The following is a 17,423-nucleotide window of genomic DNA, read 5'->3' as shown; positions in this document are numbered from 1 at the left end:
ACGGGAACGTCCCGTCGGCTCAGGACGTCTCCGGCAGGCACCCGCGGTCCTTCCGCACCGCCGCGCTCTCAGCCGAAGGGGACGAGGAATTCCTCCACCGGCAGCGGCCGTCCCACGATCCGGGTGTCACCCATCCAGCCGTAGAAGCCCTGCCCGAAGGCCCCGTCGAACTGGGTGGCGCCCAGCACGAACGGCTTGCCGAGGGTGGCGATGCCGGTCGACGCCTGCGACGGGTTGCGGGCGATCTTCGAACCGTCGACGTACATCACCGTGCGGCGACCGTCGTTGACGACGGCGATGTGCATCCAGCGCCCGGTCGGCACGGCGTGGCTCCACGACGTGGGGTCGGCGTCCTGCTTGTGCGGGTAGACGACGAACTGCAGGAACCGCTCGGGCGACAGGTTGAGGCTGCAGGTCGGTTCCAGCGGTGACCAGCCCGTCGTCTTGCCCGCTTCCGAGTTGCGTCCCTCCCAGCTGAGAAGGCCCATCCAGCTGTGGTCGCCCCGGAACGGCTCGGGCAGCCGGACGAAGGTCTCGATGGTGTAGCCACGGAGGAACTTCTCGCTGTTCAGGGCCGCGCGGGCCGCGGTGGTGAGGACGGCGCCGCGGTCGGGGTTCTTCCCGCCGTCGAAACGGAGGCTGGCGTGCGCGGGCTGTCCCTCGTGGTGGTCCGCCGACCAGGTGAGCGCGTCCGCGCCGCTGGAGTGCAGCCGTCGCACCGTCAGGTCGTTGCCGTTGCCGGTCAGGTCCTTGACGACGACGCCGTCGGCGACGGTGGCGCCGGGTGTTCCGGCCGCGTCGGTCCCGAAGGAGTCGAAGCGCCAGTAGGCGAGGGTGCCGCGGGGCATCACGGCGCGGGCGGGGCGGGGTTCGGCGGGTGCGACGGGGGCGAAGCCGGCGAACCGTCTCCCGAAGTCGACGGTGAGACTGAACCGGTCGGCGGGACCGGTCAGTTCGATCGTCTCGGCGGCCAGGGGGGAACGTTTCGCGGGGTCCCGGTCCAGGAACCAGGGCGAGAACGTCTCGACGTCGATGACTCCGCGCACCAGGTCGAAGCCGTAGGTGCGGATCATTCCCGCACCGCCGTAGTACCGGTCCTGGTAGTTGGTGATGTGGACGTGGACGTCGTTGCCGGCGTCGTTGACCAGGACCGTGCGGCCGGGCGGCCAGTAGTGCCCGCCCAGCGCCAGGAAGATCTGGTCGTTGCCCTTGACCAGGCGTTCCCAGAGGCGCTGTCCGTTGCCGGACAGCTGGGCCCCGCCGTCGTCGTCGGACCAGGCGATGTCGTGCGTGGTGAGCACGGCGGGCAGGGTGGGGTGGGCGTCGAGCACCCCCTGCGCCCAGGCCAGCCCCTTGTCGGAGACTCGCCAGTCCAGGGCGAGGACGAGCCACCGCCGCCCGCCCGCCCGCAGGACGTGGTAGCTGTTGTAGCCGTCGGGCGAGGCACCGCCGAACGTCGGCATGGACCGGTAGCGGTCGGGCCCGAACGCGGCGAGGTACGCGGAGTCACCGCGCTGGTCGTCGGTGGACGACGCGATGTCGTGATTGCCCGCCAGGACGCTGTAGGGGACCCTGCCGTGCAGGACGCGGAAGGTGTCGGCGGCGAGGCCGATCTCGTCCTCGGTACCGTGCTCGGTGACGTCGCCGAGGTGCGTCATGAACGCGATGTTGGCCGCCGACCGCTCGGCGGCGAGGTACCGGAACGTCGCCCGCAGCGGGGCGGGGTCGGCGCTGTCGGCGTCGAAGAGGTACTGGGTGTCGGGCAGCACCGCCAGCGCGAAACGCGGACTCTCCGCGTCGAACCGGCCACCGGCCGCCCCGGCGTCCTTCTCGGATGCCTCGGCCCGGGCGGCGTCCGGAGCGGCGGCCACGGCACCGGCGGCCGGTACGACCACCGCGGCGCGCAGCAACGCGCGTCTGTGCAGGGACCGGTGGTGACTCGTCTGTTCCTCGGTGCTCATCGGGACTCCCCGGGCCGGTGGCGTGTGATCAGCCCGAATGCTGCTCACCCGCGCTGACCGCCCGATGGCGCGGAGCTGAACACCTGCTGCATGGACACCTGCTGCACGAACACCACGACGACAGCACCCTCGACGGGTCACCGACGACGGCGGCGCGGAGCGGGGCGGCCAGGGGCCGCGCCGCGCGAGGTCGTGCCGCCCCGCCTTCCCGAGCGCGTCCCGTGAGTTCCCGACTCCGGGACCGCGCGGGTGGGGCGGGGACGGGTTTCACGCCGGCTGCCCGGCCTCGCCGCCGGACACCTCACCGGTGCCGCCGTCGGCCACCCCCTGCCGGCTCTGACGAGCGGCATCCTCTCCCCGGCCGTCCCCCACCGCCATCGCCGCCACCGCGAGCAAGCGGTGAACCGCGGTGGCCGCGGGCGACAGCGGCGGCGACACCTTCTCGTCCCCGCCCGGGTCGCCGAGGCCGTCACCCCTCCCCGCCGGTCTCGAGCGCCGGGCCGACCGGCTGACGGGGCGGGAGGCGTTCCTCGTCCCGACGCCGCGGGCGCCCACCGTGCCCGGGCCACGCGGTCGAGCGCACGGGCCGGACGGGGAGGCGGACCGTGGTGTCCGTGCCGACGCGATCTGCCACCACCCGCTGGAAACGGGGGCACCGGGACAAGTCTTGGTGATCGCAGCCGAGGGCGCATTCGATCATTTCGAGGGACGCCTGCGCGGCCGCGATACGGGAGCGAAGCGCCTCGGCCTCTTCGCGCAGCACGTCCCTGCGTCCGGCCCGGTCCGCGGTGGCGACCAGGGAGCGGATGGCATCGAGGGACAGTCCCGCCTCCTTGGCGCGCAGGATCACGGCGACACGCGTGAGGTCGGCGGTCCCGTAGCGGCGCCGGCCGGCGGTGTCGCGTGCGGGGGCGAGCAGTCCCACTGCCTCCCAGTGGCGCAGGACGTGCGCAGCCACACCGAAGCGTTCGGCGAGGGCGCCGATGCCCATCGACTCGCGCTCGTCGCCGACAGACGTTTCGTGCTTGCTTGACCTCATGCCGACATTAAGTCGCACCCTGATGCCCATGACCAACCAAGCCCGGCGAACACGCCGGTTGACGGACGACCTCATCACCAGGCTCGACTTCGCCGACGGACTGCCGGGCGCCCACGAACTACGGGCCCGGTCCTACGCTCTGCTCGGGGCCGGACCCGGAGTGTCCGTCGTGGACGTGGGCTGCGGCGCCGGACGGGCCGTGGCGGAACTGGCCGAACGCGGCGCACGGGCCGTCGGCGTGGACCCGAGCGAGCAGATGATCGCCGTCGCCCGCGGCCGGTGGCCCGAGGCGGACCTCCGGATCGCGGGGGCGTACGAACTGCCGCTGGCGGACTCCTCGATGGACGGCTACCGCGCCGACAAGGTCTTCCACGAACTGGCGGAACCGGAGCGGGCGTTGGCCGAGGCCCGCAGGGTTCTCGTGCCGGGTGGGCGGATCGTGCTGCTCGGACAGGACTGGGACACCGTCGTCATCGACTCCGACGAACCGGCCCTCACCCGCACCCTCGTGCACGCCCGCGCGGACCTGACCACCCGCCCTCGCGCCGCCCGCCGGTACCGCAACCTCCTCCTGGACGCCCGCTTCGACGACGTGACGGTCGAGGTGCGCACCGGCCTGTTCACCGGACCGGCGGTATTGCCCCTGCTCATCGGAGTGGCCGAGAGAGCCCACTCCACGGGCGCCGTCACACGCGCGCAGACCGACACCTGGATCGCCGAGCAGCGGACGCGGGCCGAGGCCGACCGGCTCTTCCTGGCGCTGCCGGTCTTCATGGCCGCGGGGACCGCACCACGGCAGGACGGCGACCGTCCGACCGGGTGAGCGGCGCGAGCATCCGGCCGGCGAGGACCCATCCCCGGCGAGACCCAACACGAGCGGGAAGACCATCGTCACGGCTGCGGCGGGGCGATGCCGACGGGGATGCCTTGTGGTTCATGCCTGCATGGGAGGCGGAGGGCCGTTGCGACGGCGTGTGCGGTTTCCGGTACGCCCGCGGTGCATGAGGTCCCCGGCACCGAGGAGCCGGCGCGAGCCGGCGGCCCGCACCGTACTCGCCCGTCGGTGCCCCGTCCTTCAGCTGCGGACCGGCCGGAGGCGATCGACGCGGTCGAGGTCGCCGGCGAGCAGGTCGCGGTGGCTGATGGTGAAGTCCCCGTTGGGCAGGGCCCGCCCGTCGCCGTAGTGCCGGCCCATGACGGCGTGGGGGAGGAAGGCGCGCAGGCGATGACGCATGTCCCCGGGGTAGTGGACGGGAGCGCCCCAGCCGGCGGGGGCCTGATCGGTCGAGAACAGGACCCAGTGGTCCACGGGCACGGCGGCGTCCAGGTCCGGCGCCTTGCCGGTGTGGCCGTCCAGGGACGGCAGCGCCAGCCGGTCGGGGTCGAGGGGCGAGTACCACAACAGCAGGGGCTTGGCGCGTTGCGCGTCGGCGTTGTCGAAGCAGCACACGGCGATGGTGTGGCCGGGGAAGTGACCGGCGTAGAAGCGGAGGAGGTCCGCGTCCAGGACGGGACGCCGGTGCGGCGGTACCTGCCGCAGCGCGGCGGGCACCGCGGTGGGGTCGGAGGCCAGGAGCACGGTGTAGACGTCGTGGTCGAAGACCTGGACGGGCTGCGGTGCCGCGCTCATCCACGCGATGCCGTCGGCCGCGACGGTGACGGGTTCGACGGCGGCGACCATGCGGTGCAGGACGTCACCGGTGCGGCCGGCGGAGAGGAAGTGCCGGGGAGTGAGCCGCCTGGTGGGCAGGTGCAGCAGCATGGCGTTCGGGCCGTCCGCCAGATTGACGGCGGTGTTCTGGTAGCCCAGGACGTGGATGAGGCCGTGTACGGGGTGGTGCTGCCGCCCGCAGTACACGATCGTGCCGGAGAACGCGGCCCGGCCGGTCGAGATGCACATGGCGGCACCGTACCGCCCGGCCGGGGGGAAACGGCCGGGGCGGTACGGCCGGGGATCACCACGGCCGGCGGGGCGGTGCACGGTGCGCGGCCCGGGTGTCAGCCGGTCAGGTGGGTCGTCACCGAGCGCATCGCGTGGAGCAGGGCCGGACGGGTCTCCTCGGGCGCGTCGAGGGTCTCGAAGCCGTGGTGGCCGTTCGGGACGTCGACCAGTTCCAGGTGCGCCGCACTGTCCTCGGCCGCGTTCACGAACGCCTCCACGGTGGCGGCGATCCCGGGTGCCTCCCGTCCCGCACGGAGGAGGACGAGGGGCAGGGCACCCGCGTGCGCGACCGCCCGGACCGGGTGGAACCGGCTGCCGGTCAGCCCCCAGCCGGGCAGCGGCGCCAGGATCGGATAGGAGGCGGCCAGGCAGCGCAGCCAGACCGGGGGCCCGGTCAGCCAGTCCGCGGCGAGCAGCCCGCCACCGGAGAAGAACCACAGGGCGATCCGGTCGGCGTCCACCCGGGGATCGGCCCGCACCAGTTCCACCGCGGCGGTGACGTCGCCGGCGGCGCGCTCGTAGTCGGCGACGTCGTGCAGCCGGTGGTCGAGGGTCACGCCGACCACGCCCTCGGCGGCCGCCAGGCGGGCGTGTCCCACCAGGGTCGGCCAGTCGCGCGGGGTCGGCCGGGCTCCGGCGGGCACCGGGCCGCCGTGCACGAAGACCACGGCCGGCAGCGGGCCCTCGGCATCGGGAACGTACAGGTCGACCTGCCCTCTGCGGTCCCGGGGCAGCTCGGGCACGTCCAGCGGGAACGGGCGCAGATGGGCGGGTGGCGCGCCGGCGTCGACCGGTCGCAGGTGGTGCCCTCCGCCGGCCGCGGCCCGCTGCAGGACGTCCGCCAGTTCGGCGGGGCGGGACAGCATCGGCCAGTGTCCGGTGGGCAGTTCGAAGAAGGTGACCCGAGGGTCGGTCAGGGCGGCCAGCGCGGGGTCGCCGAAGTCGACGAGCCGTTGTACCAGGTCGATGCTGACGCCGTTACGGGTGCACAGCACCCCGGTGGTGGGCACCGCGGCCACCGCTCCGGTCAGCCGCAGCGGCTGGAGCAGGGTGCCGAGCGGCTGCGGCGCGGCGAGAGCGGTGAGCCGGTCCAGCGCCGCGGCGGAGAGGCCGTCGACGCTGCCCCAGCGCTGCCACTCGTCCCGGGACGGTGGCGTCAACCCGCCCGCACGTCCACCGCGCTGGGCCCGCTCGGCCAGCCGCGCGCGCAGGGCCCGGTCCGGTACGGCGGCCAGGGCCGGGACGCCGTTCTGCGGCATTCCGCAGTCCAGGAACACGACCCGGGCGACGCGTGACGGCCGCCGGTCGGCCGCGCCGAGCACCGGGTGGATGCCGTAGTCGTGACCGACGAGCACGATCTCCTGGCCGGACGCCGCGTCCACCGCGTCGATCGCCGCGATCACGTCCGCGATGTGTGTCTCCAGATCGACGGAGTCCGGTCCGGCGGGGCGGCCCGCGTCGAGGCCGGTGAGGGGGACCGCGTGCACCGCGCTGCCCGCCGCGGCCAGCCGCTCGGCCGTCTCCCGCCACACATGGGCACCGGTGAACACGCCCGCCACCATGATGAATACGGTCACGATCCCTCCTCGGGTCCGTCACATGACGTCGCGCCGGTCGCGTACGCCGTGGTCCGCGGACCGGGGCGTACACCCGGTCCGCGTGCGCCGGTACCGTAGGAACTCCCCCGGAGGGAGGTTCAACTGTCCACGTCCCACGAGGTCTTCTGGAGCATCGGCGAGCTCGCCGAGCGCGCGGGCGCCACCGTGAAGACCGTCCGTTTCTACTCCGACCTGGGCCTGCTGCCCGAGGCCTCCCGCAGCGGCGGCGGGCACCGCCGGTACGGTCCCGGCGCGCTGGAGCGGCTGCGTCTGATCCGCTCCCTGCGCACCCTCGACCTTCCGCTGCCCGAGGTGCGCCGGGTCATCGAGGACGAGGACCCGGCGGGCCGTGTACTGGAGGACGCCGTCGCGGGGCGCCTGCGCGCGCTGGGTGATGAGCTGAGGACGTTGCGCTGGCGGGAGGCCGCGCTGCGGCTCGTGCGGGAGTGCCCGCCCGCGGAGCGGGCCGACCTGCTGAGGCTGATCGGCGTGATGGGCACCCCGCCGAGCGCGGCACCGCTGGTCCGGTTCTGGCGTGCCTGGCTGCCGCCGCGCATGCCGGCCCGGGCGACGGCGGCGTTTTTGGAAGTGGCCGTTCCACAGCCGCCCGACGAGCCGGCCCCGGCGCAGGTGCTCGCCTTCGCCCGGCTGCACGCGATGACGACGGCTCCCTGCCCGGGCGGCAGGCAGCCCCAGCCGGAGGTGCACCGGGTGGCCGGGGCCCGCGGGGCGGCCGTGCTGTACGAGGGCCTTGCCGAGGCGTACGAGCTCGCGGGCCCGCAGCTGCGCCGGGTACGGGATCCGTATCCGGGTGAGGCGCTGGACGCCTACGTGGCGGCGTACGCGAGCGCGTACGGCAGCCGGGACACCCGGGAGTTCCGCCGCCTGCTGGCCGCGCGACTGGCGGCCGGGCCGCGTCTGGACCGGTACTGGGAGCTGACGGCCGTGGTGCTCACGCCGCCGGGCAGCCGGCCGGAGCCGACGCCGGGCTCCGCGGACGACTGGCTGCGCGCGGCGCTGGAGCGGGACAACGCCGCAGCGGCGTAGACCGCGGGGAAGAGGCCGAAGGCCGCGACCGTCGTCCACCCCGGCGGGGGTGAGGACCGATGTCACCCCCGTCGCGCGCGACCAGGGCATCGGGCCGGCCTCCGGGGGACCGGCCCGCGTCCGCTCCCACGACGGGGGACCGGTGCGGGTGCCCGCCGGACGAGCCGCCCGCATCGTCGTCGACGGGCCGGAGCCGGCAGGCCGTACGTTCCGGTGGGCGACGACGTCAGGGGTGTGGACCTGCCCGTCCGGCCGTCTCCCCGGCCTCCGCCCCGAGTGTGAAGCACGTTCCCTCCCGTCCGGATTCCCCGGAGAGGTCCCGGGTAGCAGGGGAGGCGACAGCACATCGTGAGCCGGAACGAGGAGCAGACGTGAGCGAGTCGGCGTCCGTCGCCCTGCAACAGGAGATCGCCCGGGAGCTGGGCGTCGCCGGGGCCTTCGAAGTCGAGCGGGAGATCGAGCGCCGGGTGGCCTTTCTCGCCGAGCGGCTGATGTCCACCGGCCGGCGTTCCCTCGTGCTCGGCATCAGCGGTGGCGTCGACTCCACCGCCGCGGGTCGGCTGTGCCAGCTCGCCGTCGAACGGGCGCGGGCCGGCGGACACGACGCGCGGTTCCACGCGATGCGCCTGCCCTACGGGGTCCAGGCCGACGAGCACGACGCCCGGCTCGCGCTCTCCTTCGTCCGGGCCGACCATGTGCTGACCGTGGACATCAAGCCCGCCGCCGATGCCGCGCTGGCCGCCGGGGTGGTTTTCCGCGACGCCCACCACCAGGACTTCGTGCACGGCAACATCAAGGCGCGCCAGCGCATGATCGCCCAGTACGCGGTGGCCGGCGCCTGCGACGGCCTGGTCGTCGGCACGGACCACGCCGCCGAGGCGGTCTCCGGGTTCTTCACCAAGTTCGGCGACGGCGCCGCCGACCTGGTCCCGCTGGCCGGCCTGACCAAGCGCCGGGTGCGCGCCGTCGCGGAGGCCCTGGGCGCGCCGGCCGAGCTGGTGCGGAAGACTCCCACGGCCGATCTGGAGAGCCTCGACGCGGGCAGGGCCGACGAGGACGTGCTCGGGGTGACCTACGACGTCATCGACGACTTCCTGGAGGGCAAACCGGTGGACGGGCCGGCCTTCGAAACGATCGTCCGCCGCTACCGCCTCACCGACCACAAGCGCCGGCCGCCCGCCGCCCCCTGACGGGTGGTCGCAGCGGAGGACGGCGCTCCCGGACGGAGGCGTCGCGTCCGACCGCGTCGAGGGTGGAGCGCGTCGCCGTCAGTCCAGGCCGAGGACGCTCATGGTGTGCTCGGCCATGCGCCGCTCCCCGAGGGCGTTGGGGTGGACGGGCACGAGGCTGCCGCCGAAGAGGAGGGGCTCGATCCAGCGGGTGCCGCCGGGCTCGCACGCGTCGTGGCCCTCGGAGACGCGGGAGAAGTCCACATAGGTGGCGCCGCTCTCTTCGCTGGCGCGTTCGACGACCGCGTTGAGGCGTGTCTGTATGCCCCGTACGTAGGGCACGTCACCGGCGGCGATCGGCAGCTTCACGAAGCAGGACGGGTCGGCCTCGGCCGGAGTGATCCACGGGTAACCCAGGACGGCCACGCGGGCGTTGGGGGCCTTGGCGCGTACGGCCCGCAGGGCGGTCTTCAGCGCGGGGTAGGTGTTCGCGTCGATCTGGTCGGTGAAGGAGGTGCCGTATGTGTCCTTGCAGGGGCTGCCCTTGCCGCCGCTGAGGACACCCGCGGTGCCGCAGGCCGTCATGGCGTTGATGAAGGTGCCGTTGTCGTTGCCGCCGATCGTCAGCGTCACCAGGTCGGTGTCCGCGCCGAGTGCGTTCACCTGGGGTGCGACCCCGGGGTACTGCGCTGTGGTGAAGTCCTTCGTCTGGGCGGCGCCGCAGGTCACGTCCTTCAGGCGGGCGCCCGTCCGGGCGGCGATCACGTGGGGGTAGTTCGCGGTGGAGCGCAGGCACAGCAGGTTGGTGAGGTCCACGGGCAGCACGCCGGAGCCGGCGCTGTAGCTGTCGCCGAGGGCGACGTAGTCCAGCGGGGCGGAGGCGTGCGCGGTGCCACCCGTGAGGCCGAGGGCGAGCGCGCTGACGAGCGCAACTGATGTGGCCATGACATTCCGCAGGGCGTGTTTCGGCATGCGATCCCTCTTCTCGGGAGCGGGGTGGTCGGTGGGGCGTGCCGTTGGCGGGGTGGAGCGGTTCGAGCGTGGGGAGTGTCGGGTCGCGCGATTACCGAACGGTTCTACCGACAAGTAATGTGCAGGCCCCCCGAGGGGGAGTCAACATTGTTGACCGGACTTCTCGGAACGCTCACGAAAGGCCCCGGCCCGCCCTCCCCGCACGCGCGAACCCGCAGTTGCGAAGCGTCGGGCCCCCTATCCTGTCCCGCATGCTGCAGACCGGCTCCAGCGCCACGACCCGCGAGGCCATCCACTCGGCCGCTGCCCGGCTCTTCCGGGACCAGGGCTTCTCCAGGACCACCGTCCGCCAGATCGCGGCGGCGGCCGACACGGACCCCGCACTGGTGATCCGTCATTTCAAGAGCAAAGAACACCTGTTCCTGGAGACGATGCACCTGACGATCGACGACGAGCCGCTGCTCGACGCGCCACTGGAGCGGCTGGGGGAGCGGCTCGCCGAACTCCTCGTCGAACTCGACGGTTCCGCGCGGGGCGTCTTCCTGGCCCTGGTGCACGGCAGCAACGGACCGCAGATCCGCGAACGTCTGCGCGACACGCACGAGTACCTCTTCGTCGCGCCACTGCGCCATCACCTGTCCGGCCCCGACGCGGACGTCCGCGCGCGCACGGCGGCCGCCTTGGCGGGGGGACTGCTGTACGCGCTGTGGGTGGTCGGGGACGAGGGGCTGCTCCGGATGGACCGCACGGAACTGGTGTCACGGTACGGCGCACTGCTCCAAGGGGTGCTGACCCCCCGGAACCGCTGACGCCGACGCGGTACCGGATCCCGCGGAGGCCGGGCCGGCCAGGCTGCCGCGCCACAGCGGTGACCGGACGCTCCCGATGGGGCCGGGCCGGCCCCGGTGCTCCTCCCCCGCGCCTGCCGCCCACCGGGTCCGAGTCCGCTCCGTGCCTCGGCCGTGCGGCCCGGGACCGCCGGGCGGTGACCTCGCGGCACCTCGACCTCGCCACCACCTCCGCGGCCCGTCAGACGGAGTCGACCGCGCACACCGCGGGGACACCGGGTCAGGGCCGGGCGGGCGTCAGGGAGGCGATCTCCTTCCCGCGCGTGCTGTAGAGGGCGACACCGTCGACGGTGAGGTCCTCGTGGAGGGGGACGTCGGCGTACCAGACGCCCCAGCCGGGCGTACCGGGCAGTCGTACCACCGAGGCGGTGACCTTGCCGTCGCCGGTGTCGACGACGACGCGGCCGACGTCGACGGTGCCCGTGTACAACCCGGACAGGAAACAGCGGTTGCCCACGGTGTCCGTCATCAGGCCCACGGTGGGGCGGCGGTGGCCGACGTCGCGGTCGGCCACGCTCCGGAACTGGTGGTCCATCTCTGGTGTCGACCAGTGCTTGCCCTCCTCCGTCAGCCACAGTTCGACGCCCGCACCGGCCTGGACGCGCTCACCCGGTGCCACCACCCGCACCGACCCGGCCACGTCCGGCGTGTCCGGCGGCGTCGGATGCGCCGCGACCTCGTTCCGCTGCGGAGGGCTGTGTTCCTGGAGGACGGCGCGGACCGTGACGGCGGTCAGCGGAGCCAGCAGCAGGCCGCAGCCGATCACCATCCCGGCGGTGCGGCGGCGCCATCGGGCACGGCCCGCCCGTTCGATGGCGGCCAGCGGAACGGGAGAGGGCATGAGGCCGTCGGCCACCTCACCGAAGGCGTCACGCAGTCGTTCGATTTCATGCTGAGTCTGCGGGGAGGGCCGGGAAGTCGGGGACATCAGCGCTTCGCTTCCTGGTCGACAAGGCGGAAGGTGAGGAGGGGATGGGCGCGCAGCGCCTCCAGGCCGCGCCGGGCATGCGTCTTGACCGTGCCGACGGAGCAGTTCAGCGCCGCGGCGATCTCCTGCTCGCTCATGTCCTCCCAGTAGCGCAGCACCATGACGGCACGCTGGCGGGCGGACAGGACCGAAAGGGCCTCGACGAGGACGGCGCTCTGCTCGACGGCCTCGGCGTGCCCGCCGTGCGTCCGGTGCACCGACTCGGGCAGAAACGGCATGAGCAAGTGGGCTATGCGTTTCTTGCGCACCCGGCTGATGTTGTTGTTGACCAGAGCCCGGCGTATGTAGACGTCGACCTCGTGGCGCGGGATCTTCCGCCATCGCGCGTACGTTTTGGCCAGCGTGGTCTGAACGAGGTCCTCGGCCTCGTGGAAGTCGCCGGTGAGCATGTGAGCCGTACGCACCAAGCGGGGCCAGGCCACGGTGGCGAACTCGGCGAAGTCGGCGTGGCTCTCGTGCGTCACGACAACGGATTCCTTGGGGTCGGAGGCGGGGGGAGACGACAAGTACGGGGCCGGCGGGCGGACATGGGCGTGGGGGGGGGGCGGCCCCCCCCCCCCCCCCCGCGCCCCCCCCCGGGCCCCCCCCGGGGGGCGGGGGGGGGGGGGCGGGGGGGGGGGGCGGGGGGCCCCCCCCCCCCCACGCCCATGGGTCACCTCCTGGGAGCCGCCAGGGCTGTCAGGGCGGCTACGGGCGGGCGGGGGTCAGGGAGGCGATTTCCTTCCCGTGCCTGTTGTAGAGGGTGACGCTGTTGACGGTGAGGTCCTCGTGGAGGGGGACGTCGGCGTACCAGACGCCCCAGCCGGGCTTACCGGCGAGCCGCACCACGGAAGCGGTGACCTCGCCGTCGCTCGTGTCGACGACGACCCGGACCGAGCGGTGCTCGGCCACGTAGACGCCGGAGAGGAAGTAGCGGTCTCCCACGGGTTCCGCCGTCAGGCCGATGCTGCGGCCGCTCAGGTCGATGTTGCCGTCGGCCACGCTCCGGAACTGGTGGTCCATCTCCGGTGTCGACCAGTGCTTGCCCTCCTCCGTCAGCCACAGCTCGACGCCCGCACCGGCCTGGACGCGCTCACCCGGTGCCACCACCCGCACCGACCCGGCCGCGTCCGGAGCCGGCTCGCCGCTCTGGCGGTGGGCCTGCGCGGCGGCCGGCACCTGCGCCGGCGTGACGGCCTGCGCCACGCCCTGCACTCCTGCCAGCGCGACCGCGACCGCAACGGCGGCCACATACTTGTTCGTTACCGTCATCCGTGTCATGGATGCAGGACTCCTTGATCGTTCCGATCGGACAGGGTGGAGGGCGCCTCTCCACCCCTTGTAACGCCGTCCGCTCCGCATTCCGATGACACGGTCCGCCGCCCGATCCAGGACGGCGTCTCAGCCCGTACCGGAATCTTCGGCCGTGCCGTCGCGGGCGAGCTCCGCGAGGTGGGCGTCCAGCGGCTGAAGTCGCCCCGGCAGGGACTGGCGAAGGTCCCACCACCGGATGGCCGCGATCTCGTCGTCGGGCTGGAAGAGCCGTGCGGCGCCGGAGGACCGGCCGGTGAACAGGGCGCCGTATTCGGCACGCCGGTCGGGCGCCAGGGTGAAGCCCGCGAAGCCGACGAAACGAAGCCGTCCCTCGGGGACGTGGCCGGTCTCCTCCAGCAACTCGCGCGCGGCCGCGCGGCGAGGGGTCTCACCGGGGTCGATCCGTCCGCCCGGCAGTTCCCAGGTCCGCCGGGACCGGTCGAAGACCATCAGGACGCGGTCGCCGTGCCACAGGGCCACCAGTGCCAGGGGCAAGGGCGCGTCACCGGGCGGCTTGTCCTCCGCCGCCCGGACGAAGGAGACCAAGGCGTTGCCGCGGTCGTCGACGGCAAGCGGCAGGGAGCGAGGGTCGGCCATTCCGACATGGTGCCCGCGCTGCTCCGGCGGCAGCACGACGCGTGCCTTCCCGTCCTCGGACGGAATCGTGCCGCTCGGGCGGCAGCCGACTGCTCCATACGGCGGAATTCGTCCCTCCGGTGGCGCCGTCCGGCGAGGCCGCGCTGCCGCGGCCGGGTCACCGTGGTGCGGCAGAGGACGGCGCTAAGAATGGAAGTGCGGATGTCGAACTCGGGTCGAACCTTGAGCCGGCGCGGTCTGCTCATAGCCGGTGGGGTCATGGCGTCCACAGCCGGTACCACTCAGAAGTCCCGCGCTCTCACCGGGGGAGGGGGCAGTGCGAGCGGCACCGAGGGAGGCGACGACGCCTGGCGGGAGAAGATCGATGTGCACCACCACTTCACCGCGCCGGAATGGGTGGAGTGGGCGGAGCGCGAAGGGGTGGTGCGACAGGAGGAGCTGCTGTGGTGGTCGCGCTGGGACGCGGACTCCACGCTCGCCCTCATGGACCAGGCGGGGATCGCGACCGCCGTTCTCAATCCCACCATGCAGGACCGGTACCGCTCCGCGGCGCAGGCCAGGGAGGGGCTGTCCGTCGTCTTCGAGGCGCTGAGCGACCTGACGCACGAACACCCGGGCCGTTTCGCCTTCCTCTGCCCCGCCCTCCTGGACCACCCGGAAGTCACCACGTGGGCGTTCCGACGCGCCTTCGACGAACTCGGTGCCGTCGGAGTGAGCGTGAAGGCGAGCTACGACGGTGTGTACCTGGGTGATCCCTCGTACGACCGCTTCCTCGCCGAAGTCGACGAACGTTCCGGTGTCCTCTTCACCCACCCACTCGATCTTCCGGGGAAACCACCGGGGGCGCCCACCGTTCCCGGGATCCCGAACTTCATGTGCGACTTCCTGCTGGACACCACGCGTGCCGCGGTGAACCTGATCCGCGCGGGAACACTCGACCGGTACCCCCGCCTGTCCGTCGTCCTGCCGCACGCCGGCGGATTCCTGCCCCAGATCGCCACCCGTCTCGAGGCCTTCGGGGGCTTCTGTGCCCCGCCCCTCGACGCGGCCCGTGTGCGCGACGGTCTCCGCCGTTTTCACTACGACACGGCGGGCCCGCTCGCTCCGGCGTGCACCCTGGTGGAGACGGCCGGTGCCGACCGGATCCTCTTCGGTACGGACTGGCCGGCTGCCTCCGCCGAGATCGTCACCGGCTTCACGGTGCCGGCCGTCGAGGCCGACCACGCGTTCACCGAGCACCAGCGTCGCGGCATCTACCGCGACAACGCACGGCGGCTCATGCCCGCGCTGAAGCGCGCCGACCACACCGGCCGCCGGGGCGGGAACGGGTGAAGTGCGTGGGGCGAACGGGGGATGGAGCCGGTTCACTCCAGACGCCGGGACCGCCCGGCGCCTCCGCGGCGGTTCCCGCAGTGCATCGGGCCCCTCTTGACACCTGAGAGCCGTTCCGGGCCGGTTCAGCCGGTGTCCGGCTGCTGCTCCGCGGCGGCGTCCCACCCCGTGGAAGAAGTGGTGTGCTCCGGGTCACGTGCTCCCGGCGCGTCGCAGGATCGCGCGTACGTCCTCCTCGAACCGTAGGCGTCGGACGGGCGAGCGCCGGTACCCGACCGGGAACGAGAACGTGGATCGGGCCCCGGTGCGGTGACCGACGTCGACCATCACCGCCGTGTCCGGTCCGGGCAGCCGTCCGGCCAGGAGCGGGAGAACCCAGCCCCACGTGCGCGAGTCGATCGCGTCCCCGTAGACCACGGCGGCGCACCGGTTCGTTGCCAACTCTTCCCGCAGGGCGCCGGCGAAGGAGCGGGCGGACCGCGGACCGTCCCAGTCGATGTGCTTGCTCAGTTCGCCGGAGTCCATCCGCACCACGACGTCGTCGCCGTCACGGAGTGTGATCCACTGCGGCCGGACGCCCCTGCGGCGGGTCCATGCCCCGGGGGCGACCCGCACGACGGTCTCGAGGACGCGGATGTAGTCCGCGCGCACGTGAGCCGGAAGGGAACCGAGTTCGGCCAGGATCGCCTCGCCCCGCACTGTCATGAACGCCCCGGACATGGTGTGGTCCCGACCGGCCGTAGGCCGATGCGGCCCGGCTCCGGCAGCGCACCGTGAGGAAAGCGTCGGGCGTTCCACGCGCGGCCGCGCGAAGCCGGGGAGCCATAGGCCCGGTGGGCATCATTCCACGCCGCTGCCGGGCGCCGGTCCCGCGGACAGTTCGGCCGGGACGGTCAGGGACGCGGGCGGCGACCGGACGCGGCGCCCGCGGCGGGCCCGAGGGCGTCCAGCGCGTCGGCCGCGGCCCGCCGCAGCCGGGGTGACGCGTCCGAGGTCAGGACGGTCAGCCGGGCCCTCACCCGTGCGGTGTCGGGCAGGGGTTCGGGACTGGTCTCCGCCCACCGGATGAGGCCGAGGGCGGCGTGGTAGCGGACGGCTTCGTACGGGTCGTCCAGGCCTCGCACGAAGCGTCGCAGGTCTCCGGCCGTCCCGTCGGGGTCCAGCAGGGACAGTGCGGCGGCCCGGACTTCCCCGTGGGACGCCCGGTCGGCAAGGCGGCGCACGGCGGGCAGGGCCTGTGCGAGCCCGGCGAGCGCATCGCGCGTGCGCCACACGTCGTGTCCGTCCGCCAGGTGCGCGGCCAGGGCCCAGGCCACCGCATGCCGCTCCCACGGTCGCAGCCCGTCGTCGACGAGCGTGCCCAGGCCGTCGAGCACACCGCCGCGCAGGTCGGCGTCCGCGTCGTCGAGGAGCGGAAGCAGCCGCCACACGGCGTCCCAGGCTCCCGACTCACCGATGGCCACGGCGGCGGCCGCCCGGGTGAGGCCGGGCAGCGCCCGGTCGTCCAGTGCCGTCCGCAGGTGCTCGGCGGCGGCCTCGGTGCGGATGCCGCCGAGGACGCGCGCGGCGCGCGGCCCGGCCACGGGATCGCCCAGCCACCGCACCGCGGGACCGAGTGCCCGGGGGTCGCTCCACCTGCCGAGTGCGACGATCAGCCACGCCGCCGTCTCCGGGTCGCGCTCGCCGTCGAGGGCCACGGCCAGCGCGTCGTCCACGGGGCCGGGGCCAGGGCCGGTGGCGAGCAGCCGTCTCACCACCGCGGTCCGCACCTGCGCGGAGGGATCGCGCAGTCCTGCGAGCAGCGAGTCGAGCAGCCGCTCGGTGCAGCGGGCCGGCAGCATCTCCAGGGCCCGGGCCCGGGCGGCTCCCGTTCCCTCACGGGCGGTGCGCACCACCTCCGCCCGGACGGCGGGGACGTCCCGCAACCGGTACACCAGGCTGTGGGCACGCCCCCACACGGCGGGGTCCGCGTCACCGAGCGACTCCACCAGCGCCACGGGGTCGCCGGGTGCGCCCAGGGCGGTCAGGGCATTGATCCGCAGGTGCCGGTCCGGGTCGCGCAGCAGCCGCACGTACGCCTCCGTCGCCGACCGGTCGTCCAGCCCGAGCCGCAGCGCGGCGAGCGAGGCCCCGCGCCGTACCTCCGGCTGCGGATCGCCCATCAGCCGCACCAGCATCCCGGGGCCGGCCTGCCGCTCTCCGAGCCGGCCCAGGCCGTGCGCGGCGGCCGCCCGCACCCGGGGGTCCGGGTCGTCGGAGGCCCCGACGAGGGCGGCGGCGTGCTCGGGGCCACCGGTTCTTCCCAGTCCTTTGGCCGCGGCGGCGCGGAGGTCCGGGTCCGGACTCCCCAACTCCCGCAGGAAATGGGCGATCTGATGTTCGGCAGACATGACACCCCCGGTAAGTCGGACTCCCGAGCCGTCCGGAGGTTGTACGGAGGAACTCCCTCCCCGGCCCGCACGCCCTGCCGGCCGGGCCCGCCCGGGCGCCCGTCGGCCGAACCCGTGGAACGAGGGAGCGCCCCGTGGCGGCGCCGGTGCGTGGCGGCCCGTACGCGGGTGGCGGGGGGGGCCGGCCCGGGCCCCCCCCCCCCCCCGGCCCGCCCCCCCGGCGGGGGGGGGCCGCCGACCGCCCGGG

Annotated in this window: 16 protein-coding genes; 5 read left to right on the top strand and 11 right to left on the bottom strand. The window is 73.7% G+C overall.

Features of this window, described 5'->3' with window-relative positions; genetic code table 11:
• Positions 1-68 precede the first annotated feature (68 nt).
• Together ACH5AO_RS14060 and ACH5AO_RS14055 are read right to left on the bottom strand one after the other, a co-directional pair.
• Positions 69-1,961: a LamG-like jellyroll fold domain-containing protein gene (locus ACH5AO_RS14060; RefSeq protein ID WP_398924504.1), complete on the bottom strand. Its 1,893-nt coding sequence runs from the start codon at positions 1,959-1,961 to the stop codon at positions 69-71.
• 469 nt (positions 1,962-2,430) lie between these two features.
• Positions 2,431-3,000, bottom strand: coding sequence for a MerR family transcriptional regulator (locus ACH5AO_RS14055; RefSeq protein WP_398924503.1), 570 nt, complete (start codon positions 2,998-3,000; stop codon positions 2,431-2,433).
• Between the two features lie 22 nt (positions 3,001-3,022).
• On the opposite strand from ACH5AO_RS14055, the gene ACH5AO_RS14050 reads away from it, so the two are divergent.
• Entirely contained in the window at positions 3,023-3,823 is an 801-nt protein-coding gene (locus ACH5AO_RS14050) for a methyltransferase domain-containing protein (RefSeq protein ID WP_398924719.1), read from the top strand.
• 252 nt (positions 3,824-4,075) lie between these two features.
• Here the strand turns inward: ACH5AO_RS14050 and ACH5AO_RS14045 are convergent, their stop codons facing one another.
• Positions 4,076-4,900 carry a hypothetical protein gene (locus tag ACH5AO_RS14045; RefSeq protein ID WP_398924501.1) on the bottom strand — a complete coding sequence of 275 codons (825 nt, stop codon included), beginning with the start codon at positions 4,898-4,900 and terminating at the stop codon, positions 4,076-4,078.
• 98 nt (positions 4,901-4,998) lie between these two features.
• Complete coding sequence (locus ACH5AO_RS14040; RefSeq protein WP_398924499.1) at positions 4,999-6,519, bottom strand: alpha/beta fold hydrolase; 1,521 nt, start codon at positions 6,517-6,519, stop codon at positions 4,999-5,001.
• A gap of 123 nt (positions 6,520-6,642) precedes the next feature.
• On the opposite strand from ACH5AO_RS14040, the gene ACH5AO_RS14035 reads away from it, so the two are divergent.
• On the top strand, positions 6,643-7,587 hold the full coding sequence (locus ACH5AO_RS14035; protein WP_398924718.1) for a MerR family transcriptional regulator: 945 nt from the start codon (positions 6,643-6,645) through the stop codon (positions 7,585-7,587).
• A gap of 371 nt (positions 7,588-7,958) precedes the next feature.
• On the top strand, positions 7,959-8,777 hold the full coding sequence (gene nadE / locus ACH5AO_RS14030; RefSeq protein WP_398924498.1) for an ammonia-dependent NAD(+) synthetase: 819 nt from the start codon (positions 7,959-7,961) through the stop codon (positions 8,775-8,777).
• A gap of 78 nt (positions 8,778-8,855) precedes the next feature.
• On the opposite strand, the gene ACH5AO_RS14025 is transcribed toward nadE, so the two are convergent.
• A complete protein-coding gene (locus ACH5AO_RS14025) occupies positions 8,856-9,728 on the bottom strand; it encodes an SGNH/GDSL hydrolase family protein (protein WP_398924497.1) in 873 nt (290 codons plus the stop codon).
• A 251-nt stretch (positions 9,729-9,979) separates the two neighbouring features.
• On the opposite strand from ACH5AO_RS14025, the gene ACH5AO_RS14020 reads away from it, so the two are divergent.
• Entirely contained in the window at positions 9,980-10,537 is a 558-nt protein-coding gene (locus ACH5AO_RS14020; RefSeq protein WP_398924496.1) for a TetR family transcriptional regulator, read from the top strand.
• Positions 10,538-10,796: 259 nt separating this feature from the next.
• Here the strand turns inward: ACH5AO_RS14020 and ACH5AO_RS14015 are convergent, their stop codons facing one another.
• The 4 genes from ACH5AO_RS14015 to ACH5AO_RS14000 form a co-directional block, all read right to left on the bottom strand.
• Positions 10,797-11,504: a hypothetical protein gene (locus tag ACH5AO_RS14015; RefSeq protein ID WP_398924495.1), complete on the bottom strand. Its 708-nt coding sequence runs from the start codon at positions 11,502-11,504 to the stop codon at positions 10,797-10,799.
• Positions 11,504-12,028 carry a SigE family RNA polymerase sigma factor gene (locus ACH5AO_RS14010; RefSeq protein WP_398924494.1) on the bottom strand — a complete coding sequence of 175 codons (525 nt, stop codon included), beginning with the start codon at positions 12,026-12,028 and terminating at the stop codon, positions 11,504-11,506. The genes ACH5AO_RS14015 and ACH5AO_RS14010 overlap by 1 nt, the downstream gene beginning before the upstream one ends.
• 223 nt (positions 12,029-12,251) lie before the next feature.
• Positions 12,252-12,824 carry a hypothetical protein gene (locus ACH5AO_RS14005; RefSeq protein WP_398924493.1) on the bottom strand — a complete coding sequence of 191 codons (573 nt, stop codon included), beginning with the start codon at positions 12,822-12,824 and terminating at the stop codon, positions 12,252-12,254.
• A 120-nt stretch (positions 12,825-12,944) separates the two neighbouring features.
• Positions 12,945-13,454, bottom strand: a complete 510-nt coding sequence (locus ACH5AO_RS14000) for an NUDIX domain-containing protein (protein ID WP_398924492.1) — start codon at positions 13,452-13,454, stop codon at positions 12,945-12,947.
• A 258-nt stretch (positions 13,455-13,712) separates the two neighbouring features.
• On the opposite strand from ACH5AO_RS14000, the gene ACH5AO_RS13995 reads away from it, so the two are divergent.
• Entirely contained in the window at positions 13,713-14,786 is a 1,074-nt protein-coding gene (locus ACH5AO_RS13995; RefSeq protein ID WP_398924491.1) for an amidohydrolase family protein, read from the top strand.
• 192 nt (positions 14,787-14,978) lie between these two features.
• Here ACH5AO_RS13995 and ACH5AO_RS13990 read toward each other — a convergent pair whose 3' ends face one another.
• On the bottom strand, positions 14,979-15,491 hold the full coding sequence (locus tag ACH5AO_RS13990; protein WP_398924490.1) for a hypothetical protein: 513 nt from the start codon (positions 15,489-15,491) through the stop codon (positions 14,979-14,981).
• 188 nt (positions 15,492-15,679) lie between these two features.
• Positions 15,680-17,176, bottom strand: coding sequence for a HEAT repeat domain-containing protein (locus ACH5AO_RS13985; RefSeq protein ID WP_398924489.1), 1,497 nt, complete (start codon positions 17,174-17,176; stop codon positions 15,680-15,682).
• Positions 17,177-17,423: the final 247 nt, after the last annotated feature.

Source organism: Streptomyces sp. NPDC018964 (genome assembly GCF_044390325.1).
GTDB lineage: Bacteria > Actinomycetota > Actinomycetes > Streptomycetales > Streptomycetaceae > Streptomyces.
The sequence above is the reverse complement of the archived record's forward strand: the minus strand, read 5'-3'. Positions and strand labels throughout refer to the sequence as shown.